The 19,108-nt window shown below is 64.1% G+C and carries 20 protein-coding genes; 10 read left to right on the top strand and 10 right to left on the bottom strand.

What is annotated here, in order from left to right:
* Positions 1–48: 48 nt before the first annotated feature.
* Complete coding sequence (locus tag AC07OO_RS24800; RefSeq protein WP_495084841.1) at positions 49–819, top strand: SDR family NAD(P)-dependent oxidoreductase; 771 nt, start codon at positions 49–51, stop codon at positions 817–819.
* A gap of 118 nt (positions 820–937) precedes the next feature.
* Here the strand turns inward: AC07OO_RS24800 and AC07OO_RS24805 are convergent, their stop codons facing one another.
* The 4 genes from AC07OO_RS24805 to trxA all read right to left on the bottom strand — a co-directional run bounded on the left by AC07OO_RS24805 (position 938) and on the right by trxA (position 3,415).
* Positions 938–1,447 carry a hypothetical protein gene (locus AC07OO_RS24805; protein ID WP_495084842.1) on the bottom strand — a complete coding sequence of 170 codons (510 nt, stop codon included), beginning with the start codon at positions 1,445–1,447 and terminating at the stop codon, positions 938–940.
* Between the two features lie 22 nt (positions 1,448–1,469).
* A complete protein-coding gene (locus AC07OO_RS24810; RefSeq protein ID WP_495084843.1) occupies positions 1,470–1,961 on the bottom strand; it encodes a hypothetical protein in 492 nt (163 codons plus the stop codon).
* Positions 1,962–1,985: 24 nt separating this feature from the next.
* On the bottom strand, positions 1,986–2,396 hold the full coding sequence (locus AC07OO_RS24815; RefSeq protein WP_495084844.1) for a hypothetical protein: 411 nt from the start codon (positions 2,394–2,396) through the stop codon (positions 1,986–1,988).
* 62 nt (positions 2,397–2,458) lie between these two features.
* Positions 2,459–3,415, bottom strand: a complete 957-nt coding sequence (trxA, locus tag AC07OO_RS24820; RefSeq protein ID WP_495084845.1) for a thioredoxin — start codon at positions 3,413–3,415, stop codon at positions 2,459–2,461.
* Positions 3,416–3,581: 166 nt separating this feature from the next.
* Between trxA and purE the strand changes: the two genes are divergently transcribed.
* From purE to AC07OO_RS24835, 3 genes are read left to right on the top strand one after another with little or no spacing between them, the layout of a single operon-like run.
* Entirely contained in the window at positions 3,582–4,073 is a 492-nt protein-coding gene (purE, locus tag AC07OO_RS24825) for a 5-(carboxyamino)imidazole ribonucleotide mutase (protein ID WP_495084846.1), read from the top strand.
* Positions 4,070–5,335, top strand: coding sequence for a 5-(carboxyamino)imidazole ribonucleotide synthase (locus tag AC07OO_RS24830; RefSeq protein WP_495084847.1), 1,266 nt, complete (start codon positions 4,070–4,072; stop codon positions 5,333–5,335). The genes purE and AC07OO_RS24830 overlap by 4 nt, the downstream gene beginning before the upstream one ends.
* Before the next feature lie 30 nt (positions 5,336–5,365).
* Positions 5,366–6,430: an L-threonylcarbamoyladenylate synthase gene (locus AC07OO_RS24835; protein ID WP_495084848.1), complete on the top strand. Its 1,065-nt coding sequence runs from the start codon at positions 5,366–5,368 to the stop codon at positions 6,428–6,430.
* A 113-nt stretch (positions 6,431–6,543) separates the two neighbouring features.
* Here AC07OO_RS24835 and AC07OO_RS24840 read toward each other — a convergent pair whose 3' ends face one another.
* The 6 genes from AC07OO_RS24840 to dacB all read right to left on the bottom strand — a co-directional run bounded on the left by AC07OO_RS24840 (position 6,544) and on the right by dacB (position 12,954).
* The gene (locus AC07OO_RS24840; RefSeq protein WP_495084849.1) at positions 6,544–7,269 is read right to left on the bottom strand and encodes a general secretion pathway protein GspB; all 726 of its coding nucleotides are present in this window, start codon (positions 7,267–7,269) and stop codon (positions 6,544–6,546) included.
* Between the two features lie 28 nt (positions 7,270–7,297).
* Positions 7,298–9,043, bottom strand: a complete 1,746-nt coding sequence (locus tag AC07OO_RS24845) for an ExeA family protein (RefSeq protein ID WP_495084850.1) — start codon at positions 9,041–9,043, stop codon at positions 7,298–7,300.
* A gap of 74 nt (positions 9,044–9,117) precedes the next feature.
* Positions 9,118–9,789, bottom strand: a complete 672-nt coding sequence (locus tag AC07OO_RS24850) for an OmpW/AlkL family protein (RefSeq protein ID WP_495084851.1) — start codon at positions 9,787–9,789, stop codon at positions 9,118–9,120.
* A 19-nt stretch (positions 9,790–9,808) separates the two neighbouring features.
* Positions 9,809–10,981: an SGNH/GDSL hydrolase family protein gene (locus AC07OO_RS24855; RefSeq protein ID WP_495084852.1), complete on the bottom strand. Its 1,173-nt coding sequence runs from the start codon at positions 10,979–10,981 to the stop codon at positions 9,809–9,811.
* A 209-nt stretch (positions 10,982–11,190) separates the two neighbouring features.
* Positions 11,191–11,445 carry a SemiSWEET transporter gene (locus AC07OO_RS24860; protein ID WP_495084853.1) on the bottom strand — a complete coding sequence of 85 codons (255 nt, stop codon included), beginning with the start codon at positions 11,443–11,445 and terminating at the stop codon, positions 11,191–11,193.
* 3 nt (positions 11,446–11,448) lie between these two features.
* The gene (gene dacB, locus AC07OO_RS24865) at positions 11,449–12,954 is read right to left on the bottom strand and encodes a D-alanyl-D-alanine carboxypeptidase/D-alanyl-D-alanine endopeptidase (protein ID WP_495084854.1); all 1,506 of its coding nucleotides are present in this window, start codon (positions 12,952–12,954) and stop codon (positions 11,449–11,451) included.
* Positions 12,955–13,010: 56 nt separating this feature from the next.
* On the opposite strand from dacB, the gene AC07OO_RS24870 reads away from it, so the two are divergent.
* The 6 genes from AC07OO_RS24870 (at position 13,011) to AC07OO_RS24895 (ending at position 19,096) form a co-directional block, all read left to right on the top strand.
* On the top strand, positions 13,011–14,042 hold the full coding sequence (locus AC07OO_RS24870; protein ID WP_495084855.1) for a DMT family transporter: 1,032 nt from the start codon (positions 13,011–13,013) through the stop codon (positions 14,040–14,042).
* A gap of 27 nt (positions 14,043–14,069) precedes the next feature.
* Entirely contained in the window at positions 14,070–14,843 is a 774-nt protein-coding gene (gene tsaB / locus AC07OO_RS24875; RefSeq protein WP_495084874.1) for a tRNA (adenosine(37)-N6)-threonylcarbamoyltransferase complex dimerization subunit type 1 TsaB, read from the top strand.
* A gap of 4 nt (positions 14,844–14,847) precedes the next feature.
* Positions 14,848–15,321, top strand: coding sequence for a ribosomal protein S18-alanine N-acetyltransferase (gene rimI, locus AC07OO_RS24880; protein ID WP_495084856.1), 474 nt, complete (start codon positions 14,848–14,850; stop codon positions 15,319–15,321).
* 18 nt (positions 15,322–15,339) lie between these two features.
* The gene (locus tag AC07OO_RS24885; protein WP_495084857.1) at positions 15,340–16,209 is read left to right on the top strand and encodes a uracil-DNA glycosylase; all 870 of its coding nucleotides are present in this window, start codon (positions 15,340–15,342) and stop codon (positions 16,207–16,209) included.
* 37 nt (positions 16,210–16,246) lie between these two features.
* Positions 16,247–17,086, top strand: coding sequence for an orotidine-5'-phosphate decarboxylase (pyrF, locus tag AC07OO_RS24890; RefSeq protein ID WP_495084858.1), 840 nt, complete (start codon positions 16,247–16,249; stop codon positions 17,084–17,086).
* Between the two features lie 156 nt (positions 17,087–17,242).
* A complete protein-coding gene (locus AC07OO_RS24895; RefSeq protein WP_495084859.1) occupies positions 17,243–19,096 on the top strand; it encodes a DUF1800 domain-containing protein in 1,854 nt (617 codons plus the stop codon).
* The last annotated feature ends 12 nt before the right edge of the window (positions 19,097–19,108 follow it).

Genomic DNA, 19,108 nt, shown 5'->3' on the forward strand with positions numbered 1-19,108 from the left:
GATCAATAAACTTCCTTCCATCAACAACCACTTTGAAGGACAGCAAACATGACAACGAATACAACTCCCTCCATCGCCCTGGTCACCGGCGGCAGCCGCGGCCTGGGCAAGAGCACCGCGCTGCACCTGGCCCAGCAAGGCCACGACGTGGTGCTGACCTACAAATCGCAAAAGGCCGAAGCGGATGCCGTGGTCGCGCAGATCCAGGCTTTGGGCCGCGAGGCCCTGGCCCTGCAGTTGGATGTGGCGGACAGCACCAGCTTCGCCGCCTTCGCCACACAACTGCGCCAGGGCCTGCAGGCCCAATGGGACCGCCAGACCTTCCACATCCTGGTCAACAACGCTGGCGCCGGCGCGCACGCATCGCTGATGGAGACCACGGCCGAGCAGTTCGACAGCCTGGTGAACATGCACTTCAAGGGTGTGTTCTTTTTGACCCAGGCTCTGCTGCCGCTGATGGCCGACGGTGGGCGCATCGTGAACGTGTCCTCGGGTCTGACGCGCTTTGCGCTGCCCGGCTATAGCGCCTATGCGGCGATGAAGGGCGCAGTCGAGGTGCTGACCCGCTACATGGCCAAGGAGCTTGGCCCCCGCGGCATCGCCGTCAACACGGTCGCACCGGGTGCGATTGCCACCGACTTCGGCGGCGGCGCCGTGCGTGACAACGCGCAGCTGAACGCCTTTGTGGCTTCGCAAACCGCGCTGGGCCGCGTGGGCGAAGCGGACGACATCGGCGCCATGGTGGCGTCGCTGGTGGGCAGCGGCAACCGCTGGATCAATGCGCAGCGGATTGAGGCTTCGGGCGGGATGTTTGTGTAAGGCTCACACCTGATCGCGTAGTACCTAGCGCGCTCAGCAGGCGCTTGCGAGTTAAGCCTGAATACGAATATGGTTCGCACGATCCGGGTATCGAAAGTGTAAGCCCGGGTTTGCCTGGTTAAGCGCTCCAATCTTGCGCTAGGAGCGCAGAGGCAATATCGCTTTGTTTCAACAACTCGACAAATGGCAGTGCATGGTCTGCACCGCAAATGTAGAGTACCGGCCAGGTGTCGAAGGAGATGAGTTCAGATAGCCAATAGCGCTCGCGGGCGCGAAAAGACTCTTCCAATCGTCTTTGGACTTCGGCTTCACTCAGCTTTTTAGGGAACGCCGAAATACGAATTTGATTTTCTTGGCGAATTCCGAGAGTAGCCTGTGTCTTCATATCCGGATCGCAGTATCGGTGTGCGATGCCAAGTTGCAGTGCGATGGCCCGAACTGTAGACAGTGTTGCACCTGACTCAGCCAGCGCTTGCAGGCTGTTTTCTTCGGCAAGAGCAGCAATGCGATGAGTTTTGGCGATGAATGAAATCTGTTGAGCGAAGCTTTCGTGCTGCTGCTCCGTGAACACCGGACTTCTTCTTTGATATCGATGATCAGTGCCGAAAACGAATACTGTGCCAGCCATGTGAGTGCTTAATCTCGAAATATCACCAAAGTTTCCACCAAGGCTTTTTTGTTGCACTGGTCTTGGAGACAAATACCTTTGCTGGCTTCTCAATAAGCTTGCCTACAGCGTATTCGATCGTAGGAGGATCGCCACTGTAAGGAATTAGAAGGTAGACGGAATCGCCGGAGGCGTGCTCCAGCAGCGAAACAAGATTTTTGCATTCGTCAGTCGTGCTAGCAGGTGGTAGTGACACTTTGCCAGCCGCCGCGTCTATTCCTGGCGAATGGTAGAAGATACCGGTCGCTTGAATTTCGTTCGACTTCGCTTGCTGAGCAAAGCTCTTCTCGAAGTGTTCAATTGCTTGGGATACAGAGAGGTGGTTGGTACCGTCAGATGTGAGAGCGTGCCCGGCTAAGGTTCCCGTCATGTCAATCGTGGCAGCGTGAGGTGCAAACATGCCCTTGCGGTGGAAATCCTGGACCACAGGAAGTACGCGCTGAATCAGTTCGTCGAGTTGCTGGTGGATTGCCATAGGAGCCTTGAACGTTGCGACGTCTCAATTACTTAGAGTGAGGCGAATCCGAAATGGGGTGTCTTGTCCCCATAGGTCGACTCGGCCATCAACGGAGATTGCATCTACATCTCTTCGTATCACTACCGATTTCACTTCGCAATACTCCATCATGTACAGGCTCATTTCAAACCCTTCGCTACGCGCTTCGATCACTATGGGCTGAGCAAGCTTGGAATCCTCCGGGGAAACTGGGTAGCGTCTGATAAAAAAGAAGGGCGGATACTGGGCCCACTTCCACTCATCGTCCTCAGACACACCATGGAAGACGGTTTCATCACCGGCAACTTCAAGATGAAGATTCGCGAGTCCATCAGGGCGTTGGAGGAATTCGATTTTTTGCGATGACCGGTCGACGGAGAATTCTGTGCTGCCGATCATGAATGAGTCAGTCATTGAATCAGACTCAAATTATTTCGCTTGCGGCCACAGAAAACAAAAACTCTTAGGCCAAGCTCTCAATTCAACGCCATACTCAACTTACGCCGATACGTAGCCACCAACTGCGCCTGCGGGTCCAGCTGCGTCACGGCCTTGCCAGACAGTTCAATGCCGCCGGCCGTCTTGCCGGTGGCCAGTGGGTCGACCTTGGGCTTGGGTGGGGTCAGCAGCTCCAGGATGGCGACGAAAATTTTGCGCGGCAGGGCGTCGTTCCAGGCCTTGTCGCGCATGATGATTTCCAGCAGTTCGTCCATGGACGCGGTCCAGTCGCCACCCACCATCAGCACGCGGGCCTTGGCCAGGCGGGTGTCGAAATCGCGCTTGTTGGCGGCGATCAGGGCATCGAATTGCGCCATGGTCCAAGTGCCGCGGTCGTCTTGCATGACGAACTGGATGGAACCCAAAAACTGGTGCAGCGCTTCGAAGCGGAGCTGGCGCGGGATCTCGGCCAGGGCCGGGGCCAGCGCGGCTTCGGCGTCGTCGAGCATGTCGTTCTCGATCAACAGCTTCACGTAGTCGTAGCGGGCGTCGTCGTTGCCGGGGTTGATGCTCAAGGCTTCGTGCAGCTTGTGCAGCGCGGCCTGGGGGTCGCCGGCGGCTATCAGGGCCTGGGCGTCTTCGGCGTCGGACTCGGCCTCCAGCGCTTCGGCGGAGGGCACATGCTTGTCCAGAAAGGCCTTGATTTCGCTCTCGGGCTTGGCACCCATGAAGCCGTCTACCGGCTTGCCGCCGATCATCAGCACGCAGGTGGGGATGGAGCGGATGCCAAAGGCCTGGCTCAGTTCGGGCTGGGCGTCGGAGTCGATCTTGACCAGCTTGAAACGGCCTTCATAGGCCAGTTCGACCTTCTCCAGAATGGGCCCGATGACCTTGCAGGGGCCGCACCAGGGCGCCCAAAAATCGACGAGAACGGGGACTTGTGCCGAGGCGGCTACCACTTCGGTTTCGAAGTTTTCGATGGTGACGTTGATCATGGGCCGTAGTGTAGTGCGCCGATGTTCTGCGGCGCCGTTGGGCCCGGGGCGGCGCGCGCGCCAAAAGCCGGCGCCGGGCGAAAAAGTAAAATCGGGTAAACCGGCATGCTTATGTGCTGGCCGGGCCGCCCGGCAGCCCCTGCCCCCCGTATTTTTTTAAAACGATATGACCATTCAAATCGGCGTCGTCATGGGTTCCAGCTCCGACTGGGACACCATGCAGCATGCAGTGCAGATTCTTCAGCAGTTCGGCATTGCGCACGAGGCGCGGGTGGTGTCGGCCCACCGCATGCCGGACGACATGTTTGCCTATGCCGAGGCGGCGGTTGAACGCGGCCTGCGCGCCATCATCGCGGGGGCCGGCGGCGCCGCCCACCTGCCGGGCATGCTGGCGGCCAAGACCACGGTGCCGGTGCTGGGTGTGCCGGTGCAGAGCAAGGCTCTATCGGGCGTGGATTCGCTGCACAGCATCGTGCAGATGCCCAAGGGCATACCGGTGGCCACCTTTGCCATCGGTGCGGCGGGCGCGGCCAATGCGGCGCTGTTTGCCGTGGCCATGCTGGCCGGCAGCCACCCCTCGCTTCGCAAGCAGCTCGATGCCTACCGCGCCCACCAGACTGAGGTGGCCAGGGGCATGACAGTGCCTCCCGCACTATGAGTGGCCCCCACGCTCCACCGTTACACGGGTCGCTGCCCCCCGAGGGGGCTGACCTGCCTTGGGGCGGCCCGGCGGCAGGTCGGCCGGTGATCCCCGGCGGCAGTGCCGAAACCACACTAGGTGTCCTGGGCGGTGGCCAGTTGGGCCGCATGTTTGTGCAAGCCGCCCAGGAGATGGGCTACTTCACCGCCGTGCTGGACCCGGACCCGCTGAGCCCGGCCGGGCGCGTGGCCCACCACCACATCCAGGCCGCTTACACCGATGCGGCCGCCTTGCAGCAACTGGCGCAGCGCTGTGTGGCTGTCACCACCGAGTTTGAAAACGTGCCGGCGCCGTCGCTGGCCAGTCTGGCGCAGACGCTGACCGTGTCGCCCGCGGCCGAGTGTGTGGCGGTCTCGCAGGATCGGGCGCGCGAGAAGTCGTATTTCGCCAACTGCGGCGTGCCGGTGGCGCCCTATGCCGTCATTGAAACGGCCGAACAGTTGGCTGCCGTAGCGGATGATTTACTGCCCGGCATCCTCAAGACGGCCCGCATGGGCTATGACGGCAAGGGGCAGGTCCGCGTGGCGGACCGTGCCGCGCTCGCCGCCGCCTGGGACGGCCTGCAGCAGGTGCCCTGCGTGCTGGAGAAGATGCTGCCGCTGCAACTGGAATGCTCCGTCATCGTCGCGCGTGGCGCGGATGGCGCCTGTGTGAACTTGCCCGTGCAGCGCAACCTGCACCGCGACGGCATCCTGGCCGTGACCGAAGTGTATGAGGGAAATCTGCCGCCAGCCCTGGTCGAACGTGCGATTGCTGCTGCAAAATCCATAGCAAGTGGTTTGAGCTATGTGGGTGTGCTGTGCGTGGAGTTCTTTGTGCTGGACCCGGCATCGCCCGCTGCACAGGCCCTGGGTGGCCTGGTCGTCAACGAGATGGCGCCGCGCCCGCACAACAGCGGCCACTACAGCATCGAAGCCTGCGACGTGTCGCAATTCGCACTGCAGGTGCGCACGCTGGCCGGCCTGCCGCTGACGCAGCCGCGCCAGCACAGCCCGTCCATCATGCTGAACCTGTTGGGTGATCTCTGGCCCGAAGGTGGTGGCACGCCGCCATGGGTCAAAGTGCTGGCCCTGCCCGGTACCCACCTGCACCTCTATGGCAAGGCCCACGCCGCCAAGGGCCGCAAGATGGGTCACCTGACCGTCACCGGGGCCAGCGTAGACCAGGTGCGCGCCACCGCCTTGCAAGCCGCCGCGCTGCTGGGCATTGCCCCGTTCTGAGCGGGCGCATCGCGTAACCGCCTCGTCCCTATGATCCTGAGCGCATCCGATCCCGCATCCATCACCGCCTGTGCCGACGCACTGCGCGCCGGCCGCCTGGTGGGCCTACCCACCGAGACCGTCTATGGCCTGGGGGCCGATGCCAGCAGCGATGCGGCCGTGGCCCAGATTTTTGTGGCCAAGGGCCGGCCGGCTGACCACCCACTGATCGTCCATGTGTCGGCGCACGACGGCGGCAAGGCCGCCGTGGCCCACTTCGCGGCCCAGGTGCCAGCCTTTGCGCAACAGTTGATGACGGCCTTCTGGCCTGGCGCACTGACGCTGATACTGCCGCGCCGCGCTGGCGTGGGTACGGCTGCTGCGGGTGGTCAAGACTCCATTGGCCTGCGTTGCCCGGCCCATCCCGCAGCCCAGGCCGTGCTGCGCGCCCTGCAGGACGCGCCGCCTGGCCAAGAGCCGGTGTGGGGCATTGCGGCACCCAGCGCCAACCGCTTTGGCCGCGTCAGCCCCACCACCGCCGCCCATGTGGACAGCGAGCTAGGCCCCGAACTGTTGATACTGGATGGCGGCCCCTGCAACCTGGGTATAGAGTCCACCATCATCGACTGCACGCGCGGCACCCCGGTGCTGCTGCGCCCCGGCTCCATCAGCCGGCTGCAGGTTGAGCAGGCGTGTGGTCTGAAAGTGCTATCAAATGAAGAGCTGCTAGAGCAGCAGGAGCGAGGGCCAGAGGCCAAAGATGCTCCAAAGGCTTCCGGCACTTTGGAGTCGCATTACGCGCCCTCTGCCACCGTGCGCTTGATGGACGCCAAGGCCTTGCAGGCCGCGGTCAACATGCTGGGCGACGTGATGTATGCCGCAGGCTCCGACACCAAGCCCACCATCGCCGTCTACGCGCGCACGGCCCTGAAGAAGGTGCCGCTGTCCATCCTGCTGCGCCGCATGCCCGACGACGCCGCCGCCACGGCCCACCAGTTGTTCGCCGCGCTGCGCGGCTTTGACGACCATGGCGTCAAGCTGATCTGGGTCGAAACCCCGCCCGACACGCTGGAGTGGGAAGGCGTGCGGGACCGCTTGCAGCGCGCTAGTGCATAGCTTGCACCCCCACGTTCGCTCGCTACGCGTAGCTCTCTGCCCCCCGAGGGGTCCCGCTTCGCCTTGGGGCGGCCCAGCGGCGAAACCTGGCGCACCACGCCGCCCTGCGGCGCTTAGTGCGCCAACCTGAAGCGCGTACCCCTGAAATCAAATTCCGAGTTGTTGGAGCGGATCTCCACCACCGTCAGGTCCGGTGCGACCTGGCTGCCTTGGTTCAGGACCTGGCCGTTGACCAGCAGCAGGCGTTGCCCCGGGTTCTCGGAGTAGACCGCGCCGTTGATGGTGATTGCTGGAATCTGGCGGCGCGTGGCTTCGGGCAATTCGAATAGCCAGGGGGCTGGGCCGGGCGTGGGCGCCGCGGTTTGCGGGGTGGGCTGTGCCGTCGGCGTTGTGGCAGCAGTTACAGCGGGCTTTGCTGGCGTCTTGGGTAGGGATGGCGCCGTTGCGCTGGGGCTGGCGGCAGGCGGCGCTGCTATGGCAGGCTTGGGTGTCTGGGCCGCAGCCGGTGCGGCCGCAACGGCGGGGGGCGTCGGTGTGGCTGCTGCAATCGCCGGCACCGCAGCGGGTGCGGGGGCTGACGTCTGAACGGCTGCAGGAACCGCAGGAGTAGCCACTATCGCCGCAGCGGGGGATGGTGCAGGTGCGGCACGCCATATCCACCAGCCCACAGCGGCGGCGGCCAGCACCGCCAGCGTGCCGATCGCCAAGCCGGTGCGTTGCCAGGGTGCCAAGCGGCCTCGCGGTGCCGGGTGGCTCAGGGGGCGGGCGTGCAGTGTGGGCACGCCGCCGCGTTCGCGTTCGGCGTCGGCCCGTTGGAGTGCGTCGAGTATGTAGGACATGGTGTTTGTAGTTCTGCGCCGTCGTCGGCTAGCGTGCGGCGCTGGCCAGCAGGCGGGGCGTGTGGGCGCCCAGTGCGCTTTCCAATTGCATATAGGTCATGGGGCCGGGCTGTCCATCGGCTTGCAGGCCGTGGCTGCGCTGGAATTCGCGTACGCGGTTTTTCAATTCGGGTTCCAACTGCTGGGGCACGGCGGTGTCCGCAGGCAGGCCATCCAATTGGTTGAGCTGGCGGGCCAGTTGTGCAATGGCGGGGCCGGCCACGCCACCCCGTGCGGCCGGGTTGTAGCCATCGGGCACACGCCACAGCGTCGCAAACGCACCGCGCCAATGCCGTGCCAGTTGGCTCAGGCTGACGCGGGACTGTGTCTTGCCCACCGCCAAGTTGGCAGTCTGGTCGTCCATGCCCACCAACACGGCGTAGCGCGTGCTGCCATCGTCGGCCTGCAGCGTCAGGATGCCGGGGCGGTCCAGTTGCCGCAACAGTGGCAGGTTCAATTTGGTCGTGCGGTAGCACTGCAGCGGTTGGTCAGCGGCTGCTGCGCAGGGGTCTGCATTGGCGCTGGTGCCGGGCAGTCGCCACAGCACGGCGAGGCTGGCCCAGGCCTGCGCGCTGTCTTGTGGCAGTTGGGGCAGGATGTCTGCCAGCGGCGTGGTGCTGGTGGTGGGTGCTGCCGTTGCGCTGGCACTGGATGCCCCCGTTGTAGGCGAAGACGGTGGCCGCATAGGGACGGTGGCAGAAGCCGCTGACACTGGCGCGCTTGCGGCCTTGCCGGCCGGCTGTGTAGCCGGGGTCGCTGTGGGGCTTGGCGTTGCCGGCGGGCGGCCCGATAGCGTGAAAGCCGCCGTGGCAGCCGCACCCAGCAGAACGCCAGCGCCTGCCAGCAGCCAGGTCCTACCAACCCTCTGGGTCGCATGGGGCGTGCCGTGCTCGGTGTCAAATACCTCGGCTGCCGCTTTGCGAACAACGGCCGGTGTGACGCGGTGCAGACCGTTGGCCCAGGCGCCCAACAGCGCGCGGCCACACAGCAGGTTGATGCGCCGGGGCACGCCACGCGCCAGGCGGTGGATCGCTTGCAAGGCCTTGCGGTCAAACGGCAGGGGGCCGGCTTGGCCGGCCACCGCCAGGCGGTGCTGGATGTACTGCGTGCTCTCGGCCTCGGTCAGCGCGTCCAGGTGGAAGCGCGCAATCACCCGCTGCGCCAGTTGCTCCAGCTCGGGCCTCGCCAGCATGGTGCGCAATTCGGGCTGGCCAATCAGTACGATCTGCAGCAGCTTGCGGGCATTGGTTTCCAGATTGGTCAACAGGCGCAATTGCTCCAGCACATCGGCTTGCAGGTTTTGCGCCTCGTCGATGATGAGCACGCAGCTATGTCCCGCTGCGTGGCTTTGCAGCAGAAAGGCGTTCAAGGCGTCGATGTAGGGCTTGGCGCTGGGGCTGGCAGTGGCCGCCTGTGGCAGCGCGATGTGGAACTCTTCGCAGATGGACTGCAGCAGTTCGATGACGGTGAGTTTGGGGTTGAAGATGTAGGCCACATGGCAGTCGGCCGGAATCTGCTCCAGGAAGCAGCGGCAGATTGTTGTCTTGCCGGTGCCGATGTCGCCGGTCAGCAGCACAAAGCCGCCACCCGTGCCACTGGTCACTTTGTGCGGGCCGGTCACACCAAACAGCAGGTGGGCCAGTGCCTCGCGGTGGCGCTCGCTCATGAAGAGGTAGCGCGGGTCCGGTGCGATGGAGAACGGGTCTTGCGTGAGTCCGAAATGTTGCGCGTACATAAGAACTCAAGCATCCCACAAAAAAAAGCAGCCCGAAGGCTGCTTTTGGAGGAGATACCCGAAAAAAGGCCGGATTAGAAGCGATAGCCCACGGTCAGGCTGGCCGAGCTGGGGTCCAGCTTGATGTCCTGGGTCTGGCCGGTGGACAGCGTCGTGCGGGTGCTCAGCGGCGTGTAGGTGAAGTTCAGATCAAGGAACCAGTTGTTGTTCAGTGCCATGGCTGCACCCAGTTGCACGGTGGCGGCCCACTTGGAGTCGATCGACAGCGTGGTGGGATTGGACGGAGTGCCACCCGAGATCGCGGTCAGCGTGGAGGTAGAACGCGCGCCGTAGAAGCTGGCATAGGTGATGCCGGCACCCAGGTAGGGGCGGAAGGCCGAATTGGCTTCCATGAAGCGCCATTGGGCCAGCAGCGTCACGGGCAGCACCTTCACATCGGCAATCTTGCCGACGCCCAGCACCGCGCCATCGCCCGAGATGTCGTGCTGGAAGGGCACGGACAAGGGCAGGTCGATGGAGATGTTGCTGTCCAGCATGTAGGTGATGCCACCCGAGACCTTGGTCGAGCTGTTGATGCTGGCCTTGGTGCCGGGCAGGCTGGGTGTGCTCAGGTCGCCGCTGGAGACATTGGGCGTGATGGTGGTGCCGCCGGCACGTGCCATCCAGGTGCCTGCCGTTTGTGCCTGGGCCGCAGCCGCGCATGCCAGAACGGCTGGGATCAAGAGGAATTTCACTGTGTTTTTCATGATGGTGATGCTCCGTGGATTACAGCCAGCCAGCTTTGGCGAGTTGCAGGTTGATGGATTGGCCGATCAACTGGTGCAGTGCGGGCGTGGGGTGGAACTGGTCGGCAAATGCATAGGTCTTCCACCAGTTGGCCGATGTCTCGCCCACGGGGATGTTGGCCGACATATTGGCGGTGGTGCAAGCCGCCACGGTTTGTGGGAAGTCCAGCGCGGCCAGGCCCACGCTGCTGACGCCGCCGGTGACCTTGGGGCAGGCGGGCGTGGTGGAGTTGGTCAGGCCATATTGTGCGGGGCTGGCGTTGATTTTGGCGCCTTCGGTGAACAGGTCGTAGAGCTGCACATTGGTGCCAGCCAGGCCGGCGGCCAGCGCGCTATTGAGCGCACCGGTCCAGGCGCGCACGGCGGATTGGACGGCATCGCGTTGTGCGGTGCCACCGGCGGCGGCCACCGCAGCCAGAACGGCCTGGAAGCGGGGTGTGCTGGTGACGTCGGTGGTGTTGACGACGATGATGCGGGTCACACCCTTGGAGACCACGTTGGCCTTGATGGACGCAGCCAGTGTGGTGCCGAGGGCCTGTGCGTAGGCGCCCGCAGCGGTGCCCAGGCTGGTGGCGGTTGGCGTGCTGCCGATGATGCCAGCGACGGTGGCAGATGGCAGCAGGGTGCTCAGCAGGGTCACGTAGTTGTTGATGCCCGCGGGAGTGGTGGCGCCCAGGTAGCCGCCCACCAGATCTGCGATGTCATTGCCGCCGCCGTCGATGATGACCACGTCGTTGGCGCTCAGCGTGGCAGAGCCGGTAGCCATCTGGAACGGGATGGACCAGGGCACGGTGTTGCTGGGGGCGGAGGTGTTGGTCAGGTTATTGATGCGGCCACCGGCCACGGCATAGCTGCTGCACGCGGCGCTGGGTACGAAGGTCGTGCCGTTGAAGCGGAAGAAGGAGCACAGGTTGCTGACGCCGAAGTTGGCGGCAACGATTTCGGGGAAGATCAGGAACGGATTGGCCGTGTCGGAGTTCTGGATCGTGAACTTGTAGCCAAAGGTGCCGCTGTCCATGATGCTGTCGCCAAAGACTTTGACGGAGGTTGTCACGGTCTTGGGCGTGGTGTTGGAGCCATCGCTCGCCCCGCCGCAACCAGCCAAAATCACCGCGCAGCTTGCTGCGACCGCTGCCCATTTCCATTGTTTCATTGTGCTCTCCAGTAAAATAGAACGACCGTTCGTTTTGAACGCTAAATTATGGAATGCTTGGTCTGGCCGGACCATGGGGTAAACACCGACTTTTTTTGGGTGGCTTGCCTTAAATGTGTAAAGTGCTGCCCCACGCTCCGCCGCTGCGCGGGTCGCTGCCCCCCGAGGGGGCGTGCCCACCTAGGGACGGCCCTACGGTGGGCCAGTTCTCAGCGGTATTTGAGCTTCATCGCCAATATCGCCACGGCCAATGTCAGCGTCACCGTATTGGCAATCACGATGGGCCAGGAGCCCAGCATCACCCCATAGACCAGCCACAGCGAGATGCCCACGACGAAGGCACTGTACATGGCCAATGAGATGCCCTGCACGTCCTTGGTCTTGAAGGTGTGCACGGCCTGCGGCACAAAGCTGGAGGTGGTGAGGAAGGCGGCTGCGTAGCCTACTAATTCTGAGAGTTGCATAAATTATTTAGAAGCCCAATCGACCATCGCATCGATGGCCGGCCGTGCGGCGCGGGCGTTAGGGTGGTTGACGAGGACGACCAGCACGTAGCGTTTGCCGGCGGCGGCATGCACATAGCCGGCTACAGCCACCACCTCATTCAAGCTGCCGGTCTTCAGATGGGCAATGCCATTGTTGCGGCTCTTGGCGCGGCGCAGTGTGCCATCCACGCCATTGATGGGCAGCGAGTTCATCAGCTCGGGCATCAAGGTCGAGGCATAGGCCGATTGCAGCAAACGCCCCAACGCATTGGCGCTGATGCGCTCGTTGCGTGACAAGCCTGAGCCGTTTTCCAGCACCGGCGCATCGTCGGCACCCAAGCGCTCGGTCCACCAGCGCTGCACCACCTTGTGCGAGGCTTCGAAGCTGCCGGGTGCGGTGACCGCATCGGTAGAGCCGGGGCGCGCGGCCGGTGGAGTCAGCACGCGGCCCAGCGTCAGGTAGACCTGTTGGGCCATCACGTTGTTGCTGTACTTGTTGATGTCGCGCACGATCTCGGCCAGCGGTGCCGAACGCACTTCAAAGGCGGGCTTGAACGCGGCCGCGGTCGTGCCTGCCAAGCCGCCCATGCGCACCGTGCCCTGCAGCTTGCCGCCCATGTCCTGCCATAGGCCTTGCACGGCGCGAACGGCATAGCTCTTGGGATCGGCATAGGCCACGGCCCACACCTTCTCGCCGCAGCTCTGCACGTAACCCCCGGCAAAGCGGATTTGCTTGGGGTCGCTGAAATCGGCCTTCAATGCGCTGCGGTAGTCGTTGCAGTCACCGACCACAAGGGGTACGGTGGCGGGCATTTGCACGCCAGCCAGCGGCGGGTCGTATTGCACGCGGGCCACCGCGCCACCGGGCTCGGGCGCGAAGGTCATGACCACCGATTTGAAGTTGAGCAGCAAGGCATCGGGTGCAGCGTTGTAGGGCTTGAGCGGCTCGCCGTCGAAGGCGGACGGGTCGCTCGGCGGGACGTTCCACGCGCTGTTGTCCAGCACGATGTCGCCCGCAATATTGCGTATGCCCATGCCTTGCACGCGGCGCAGCAGCAGCCACAGGCGCTCCAGCACCAGCTGGGGGTCACCCTGGCCTTGTATCGTCAGGTTGCCTTGCAGCGTGCCATCGCGCACCGGGCCATCCATAAACACCGGCGTGCTCCAGGTGTAGCTCGGTCCCAGCAGGTCCAGCGCCGCATAGGTCGTGACCAGTTTCATCACCGAAGCCGGATTCATCGCGACATTGGCGCGGTGGCTGACCCGGGGGGCGGCCTGGCCTTGGGCATCGACCAGCAACACGGAGACGGCCTCACGCGGAATCTTGGCGCGGGCCAGCGCCGCATCCACTTCGGCGGGCAGCCCCTGGGCCTGTGCCAGGCCTGCTACACCGGCCACCAGGCTCGCAGCTGCGCAGTGAACGAGCCACCGTTGCAGCGCTCCGGCGCGGGGTTGGCGGGGGGGCTGTGGCGGTGTGCAAATGGACATGCCAAGGATTATCCCGTGTGGGGCATGGCCTCTGTGCATCCCCGATAATCGACACAATGTCCACACGCTCCCTGAACCCCCTGCCTACCCTGTCGCCTAAAACTGTGGGCATGCTGGCGGCGGTGGTCACGGTGGTGATCTGGACGTCCTTCATCGTCATTGCGCGTGCCTCGGCTGATCCGGCCCGTGGCGGTGTACTCAACCCCTTTGACATCGTCTATGCCCGCATCTGGGGCGCCAGCCTGATCCTGCTGCCCTGGGGCTGGTGGCTGGTGCGCCGCGACCGGCGCACACAGCCCGGCGCGGGTTCCCTCTTCGGCTTGTCGCCGTTGCCGCTGCGCCAGACGCTGGTCACCGGCGTGCTGGGCGGTCTGCTGTATGCCATGCTGGCCTACAGCGGCTTTGTGTTTGCTCCAGCGGCCCACGCCTCGGTGCTGATGCCGGGCAGCCTGCCGCTGTGGACGGCGCTGCTGGCCGTGGTGGTGCTGGGCGACCGCATCACGCCGGTGCGGGCACTGGGTTTGGCGCTGATCGTCGGGGGTGATCTGCTGGTCGGCGGGGCCAGCCTCTTGCATGCGCTGGATGGCAGCGGCGTGTGGCGGGGCGACGTGCTCTTCATGCTGGCTTCCTTCGTGTGGTCCAGCTACAGCGTGCTGGTGCGCCGCTATGCGCTGGACGCCGTGCGCGCCACCATCGCCATCACCGTTTTTGCATTCTTGACCTACGTGCCGGTCTATACGGTGCTGCTGCTTATGCACGGTGTGCCGGGCCGGGTGTTCACCGCGCCGCTGCACGACGTCACCTTCCAGATGTTCTTCCAGGGCGTGGGCTCGGTCGTGATTTCGGGCATCACCTTCACCAAGATGATCCAGCACTTTGGTCCGGTACGCTCCACGATGATCACGGCCGTGGTGCCCGGCCTGTCGGCCATTGCGGCGGCCTTGATCCTGGGTGAGCCCTTGGTGTGGAACCTGCTGGCCGGGCTGGCACTGGTCACCGCGGGCATTGTGTTCGGGGTGCGCAAGAGTGCGGCAATTGCTATCAAATCAGAAGCGATAGATATAGCAACGGCGAGGGCTGGAGGCTGATTTTGCAATGATGACTTGGCTGAAACCATGAATCTGCTGGCGTTTGACACCGGGACCGAGGCCATGTCCATCGCCGTCTGCCGTACGCAGAGCGGGCAGGTGCAGCAATGGCAGCACACGGCCACCGGCGGGGCCAAGGCGTCCACCGATTTGATACCGGCCATCCTGGCTTTGCTGGAGCAGGCTGCGGTGTCGCTGCAGGACCTGGATGCCATCTGTTTTGGCAGCGGACCGGGCTCGTTCACCGGCCTGCGCACCGCCTGTTCGGTGGCCCAGGGCCTGGCCTTTGGTGCCGGCGTGCCGGTGCTGGCCGTGGACTCTCTGCTGGCCGTCGCCGAAGACGCGCGGCATACCGCCTTGGCAAGCCAGGCCGATGGCGTAGTGACCGCCTTGCTGGACGCCCGCATGGACGAGATGTACTGCGCCAGCTTTGCCTTCAACGCTGGCGGGCAGTGGACGGCCTTGGGCAACAGTAGCCTGGTGCAACCCGAGCAATTGCGCCGCATGGCGATGGAGCCCACAACGGCGCAGACCCCATGGCTGTTGGCTGGCAACGTGTTTGCTGTCTACGGGGAGCGCGTCGCCGCACACGACCCGGCAGCTGCCTCGGCCCAGCGCATTCCCGCACTGCCCACCGCAGCCGCCATGCTGCGCCTGGCACCGGGGTTGCTGGCGGCGGGCCATGCCGTGCCGGCCGAGCAGGCGCTGCCCAGCTATATTCGCGACAAGGTGGCCAAGACCACGGCCGAGCGTATGGCCGAGAAGGCCGCGGCCCAGGCCGCTGCGAATGCCGCCCCCTGAGCCCATGCGCAGCGCCAGCCCCGTACCATCGGTCGAAGTGCAGTTCGAGCCCCTGAGCGCCGAGCGTGTGGACGCGGTGCTGCAGGTGGAGCAACGCGCCTACCCCCACCCCTGGACCCGCACCCATTTTCTGGATGCCTTGCAGGCGGGCTACCAGGCCCAGATGCTGCTGGCCGACGATACGCTGCTGGGTTACTTCGTCGCCATGCAGGGTGTGGAAGAGGTGCACTTGCTCAACATCACCGTGGCACCCGAATTCCAGGGCCAGGGCTGGTCTCGCGTCATGCTGGACGCGCTGGCTGTCTGGGCCCGTGGCCGCAACGCCCAGTGGGTGTGGCTGGAAGTGCGTGTGGGCAATACGCGGGCTCTGCAGGTGTACGAAGCGGGCGGCTTTGCCCGCGTGGGCCTGCGCAAGGACTACTATCCGTCTGGCCATGGCAAACGCGAAGATGCGGTTGTCATGGGCCTGCGCCTGTAAACCCCTCGAACCGCTACCATGAGCCTAGAACTCGATGACCGCCAACGTGCCATGCTGCAAGAGATGGGCGTGCACGTGTGGCTACCGTCAGCCGAGACTGCAGTGGTTGCGGAGGCTTTGGCGCCCATGGCACAGCCCGCCACCGCGCAGCCATCCGTTCCGCGCCCCGATGCAGCGCCGCAGCCTCCTCGTGTTGTTGTGCGATCCGAGCCACCGCAAGTGCCTGCTACGCCGACCGCGGGCGGCTACCCGCTTGGCGACGCGGCCGTGGTCGCCGGAGCGGCCATGGGCCTGCAATCATTGGACGGAGCCGACCTGCGCGCCACTGCGGCGACGTGCCAAGCCTGTGGCCTGTGCGCCGGGCGCAAGCACAGCACGCTGCATCTGCCGGACGCACCGGTGCAGGCCGACTGGCTGGTGCTGGGCGATCCCCCCGACGAAGACGAAGACCGCATGGGCCAGCCCTTTGTGGAGCAGGCCGGCGTGCTGCTGGACAATATGCTCAAGGCCGTTGGCGCCAGCCGTGATGGTCAGGGTCGCCAGGGGGCCTACCTGAGCAATGTCGTCAAATGCCGCCCGCCCATGGGGCGCTTGCCGCAGGCCGCGGAGTTGAGCCAATGTGCGCACTACCTGCAGCGCGAAATGGCCATCGTGCAGCCCAAGCTGATCCTGGCACTGGGCCGTTTCGCCGCGCAGTTGGTGCTGGAAGAGCATCCGCAAGAGGCCGCCCTGCCGCTGGGCAAGCAACGGGGCAAGGTGTACCGCTATCGGGGTGTGCCTGTCATCGTCAGCTACCACCCCAAGGTCCTGCTGCGCGCCAGCGCCGACAAGGCCAAGGCATGGGCGGACCTGTGCCTGGCCATTGACGTACTGGAAGGCAAAGTCTGAAACGTCTCGGGGTGTAGGTCTCCTTACAATGGGGGCCATGACCTTCCTCGACCAGTTGCGCACCGCCGAGCGCCAAAACGGTTCCTTGTTGTGTGTGGGCCTGGACCCGGACCCCGCCAAATTCCCTGACCCATACCGCGGCGATGCCAACCGCATCTATGACTTCTGCGCGGCCATCGTCGATGCCACGGCCGACGTAGCCATGGCCTTCAAGCCGCAGATTGCCTACTTCGCCGCGCACCGCGCCGAAGCCCAATTGGAACAGCTGGTCGCCCATATGCGCCGTGCCGCACCCCAGGTGCCGGTCATTTTGGATGCCAAACGCGGTGACATCGGCAGCACGGCCGAGCAGTACGCCATCGAAGCCTTTGAGCGCTACGGTGCGGACGCCGTCACGCTGTCGCCCTTTATGGGCTTTGACTCCGTTGCGCCCTACCTCAAGTACCACGGCAAAGGAGCCTTTTTGCTGTGCCGTACCTCCAACCCCGGCGGTGACGATTTGCAGTCCCAGCGCCTGGCCTCGGTCGAGGGCCAACCGCTGCTGTACGAGCACATTGCGCGCCTGGCCCAAGGCCCGTGGAACCTCAATGGTCAGCTGGGCCTGGTGGTGGGTGCTACCTACCCGGCCGAGATCGAACGGGTGCGCGCGCTGGCACCCACGCTGCCCCTGCTGATCCCCGGCGTGGGTGCCCAGGGTGGCGATGCGGCGGCTACCGTCAAGGCCGGCTGGCGCAGTGCTGCGAATGGTGAAACTGCGGCGCCCATCGTTGTCAACTCGTCTCGTGCCATTTTGTATGCATCGGCCGGAGCCGATTTCGCCGCGGCCGCCCGCACGGAAGCCTTGCGCACCCGCGCGCTGCTGCAAGCATCCAAATAGGCGTTCTCGCCGGCGCCTCCCAAGGGTCCATGCGACCCCTTGGGGGCGGTGTTACACGTCGTAACACACTGCGGTGTGGCACCGTGTATTTGTCACGATCGCGATCCGAGATTCCCGCTAAGCTGCACCTCTGGTCGTAACAGGTGTGAAATGAATATGCGTGTCTCAGAAACAGTGGATTGCGAGCCGGCTGCAACATGGGATGTTGTCGAACGCAAGCCGGTCAACCCAGCGCAACTCAGTGCCGCGTTGGCAGCCTCGTCGGTCTTGGCGACAGCCTGCGGCGGCGGTGGAGGCGGCGGCAGTCCTGCGACCACGGCACCCGGTACCGGCACGACGACAACACCGGCAGCGCCGACTGGCCCCCTCTACACCACGGCGGCCAGCGACGAAGAGGCAGTGCGGTTCTTGTTACAGGCCCAGTTCTCCGCGTCGGACGCTGAGATCGCCAGCGTGCGCAGCAAAGGTTATGCGACCTGGCTGCGCGAACAGATGGCTGTGCCCACCGGCACCACCGGTTTCGCCTGGTTGGACCAGCGGGGCTATGGCAGCATCAATAGCGCCACCAACTACTACGACAACAGTTATCCCGGCGACTACATGATCTGGAACCAGCTCATGACCGCAAGCGACGCAGTGCGCAAACGCATCGCCCTGGCCTTGTCCGAGTTCTTTGTGGTGTCGCTGGCGGGCCTGGATTTCAGTTGGCGCAGCTATGCCATTGCAGCCTGGTGGGACATGCTCTCCAGCAATGCCTTCGGCAATTTCCGCAACCTGCTGCAAGATGTGACCCTGAACCCGGCCATGGGGTACTACCTCAACACCAAGGGCAATCTGAAGGAAAACACCGCCACCGGCCGAGCGCCGGACGAGAACTATGGCCGCGAGGTCATGCAGTTGTTCACACTGGGCCTGTACCAGTTGAACACCGATGGCACTGAGAAGCGTGACGCCAACGGCAACAAGATCGAGACCTATACGCAAAGCGACATCACCAACATTGCCCGCATCTTCACGGGCTGGGACTTCGACCAGACGCAAAATGTCTACACGCTGGAGCCGGTGAACAACCGCAACATTCCCAACACCGTGTTCACGCGCATCCCGATGCGCCTGACGGCCAACAACCACTCCACGCTGGCGGCCACTTTCCTCGGCACCACGGTGCCCGCCAACACCGACGGTGTGGCCGCGCTGAAGATGGCCTTGGACACGCTGTTCAACCACCCCAATGTGGGCCCGTTCTTTGGCAAGCAGATGATCCAGCGCCTGGTCACCAGCAACCCCAGCCCGGCCTATGTGGCCCGCGTGGCCAGCGCCTTCAACAACAATGGCGCCGGTGTGCGCGGCGATTTGTCGGCCGTGTTTACCGCGATCTTGCTGGATGACGAGGCCCGCGGCCCGGCGGGTTTGGCGCAGACCGGCTTTGGCAAGCTGCGCGAGCCCATGGTCCGCTTGGTGCAATGGGGCCGCACCTTCGGCATCAGCTCGGCGCGCGGCAGTTGGAAGATTGGCGACCTCAGCAACCCGGCCACCCAGATCGGCCAAAGCCCGCTGCGCTCACCCAGCGTGTTCAACTTCTTCCGCCCCGGTTATGTGCCGCCCAGCACAGCCTTGAGCGCCAGCCAGACCCCTGCGCCGGAGTTCCAATTGGTCAACGAGAGCAGCGTGGGTGGCTACTTGAATGCCATGCAGACCACGATACGCAGCGGCATTTTTGTTAACGCACCCGACCTGCCGCAAAGTGCCAGCAACGCGACCAATGGTTTTGACATCACCGCAGCCTATACCGCCGAATTGGCCTTGGTGCTGGACACCACCGCCCTGGTCAAACGGCTGAACCTGCTGCTGTGCGCGGGCCAGATGTCAGCCGCCAACCAGACCCTGATCGTCAATGCGTTGAATGCCACGGCAGTTACTGCCGCCAGTACCGACAGTGCCAAGCGTGACCGCGTGGCGGCCGCCGTTTTGCTGGTCATGGCGTCCAGCGAATACCTCATCCAGAAATAGAGAAATAGGATC

This window comes from Rhodoferax sp. GW821-FHT07G04, from assembly GCF_059418585.1.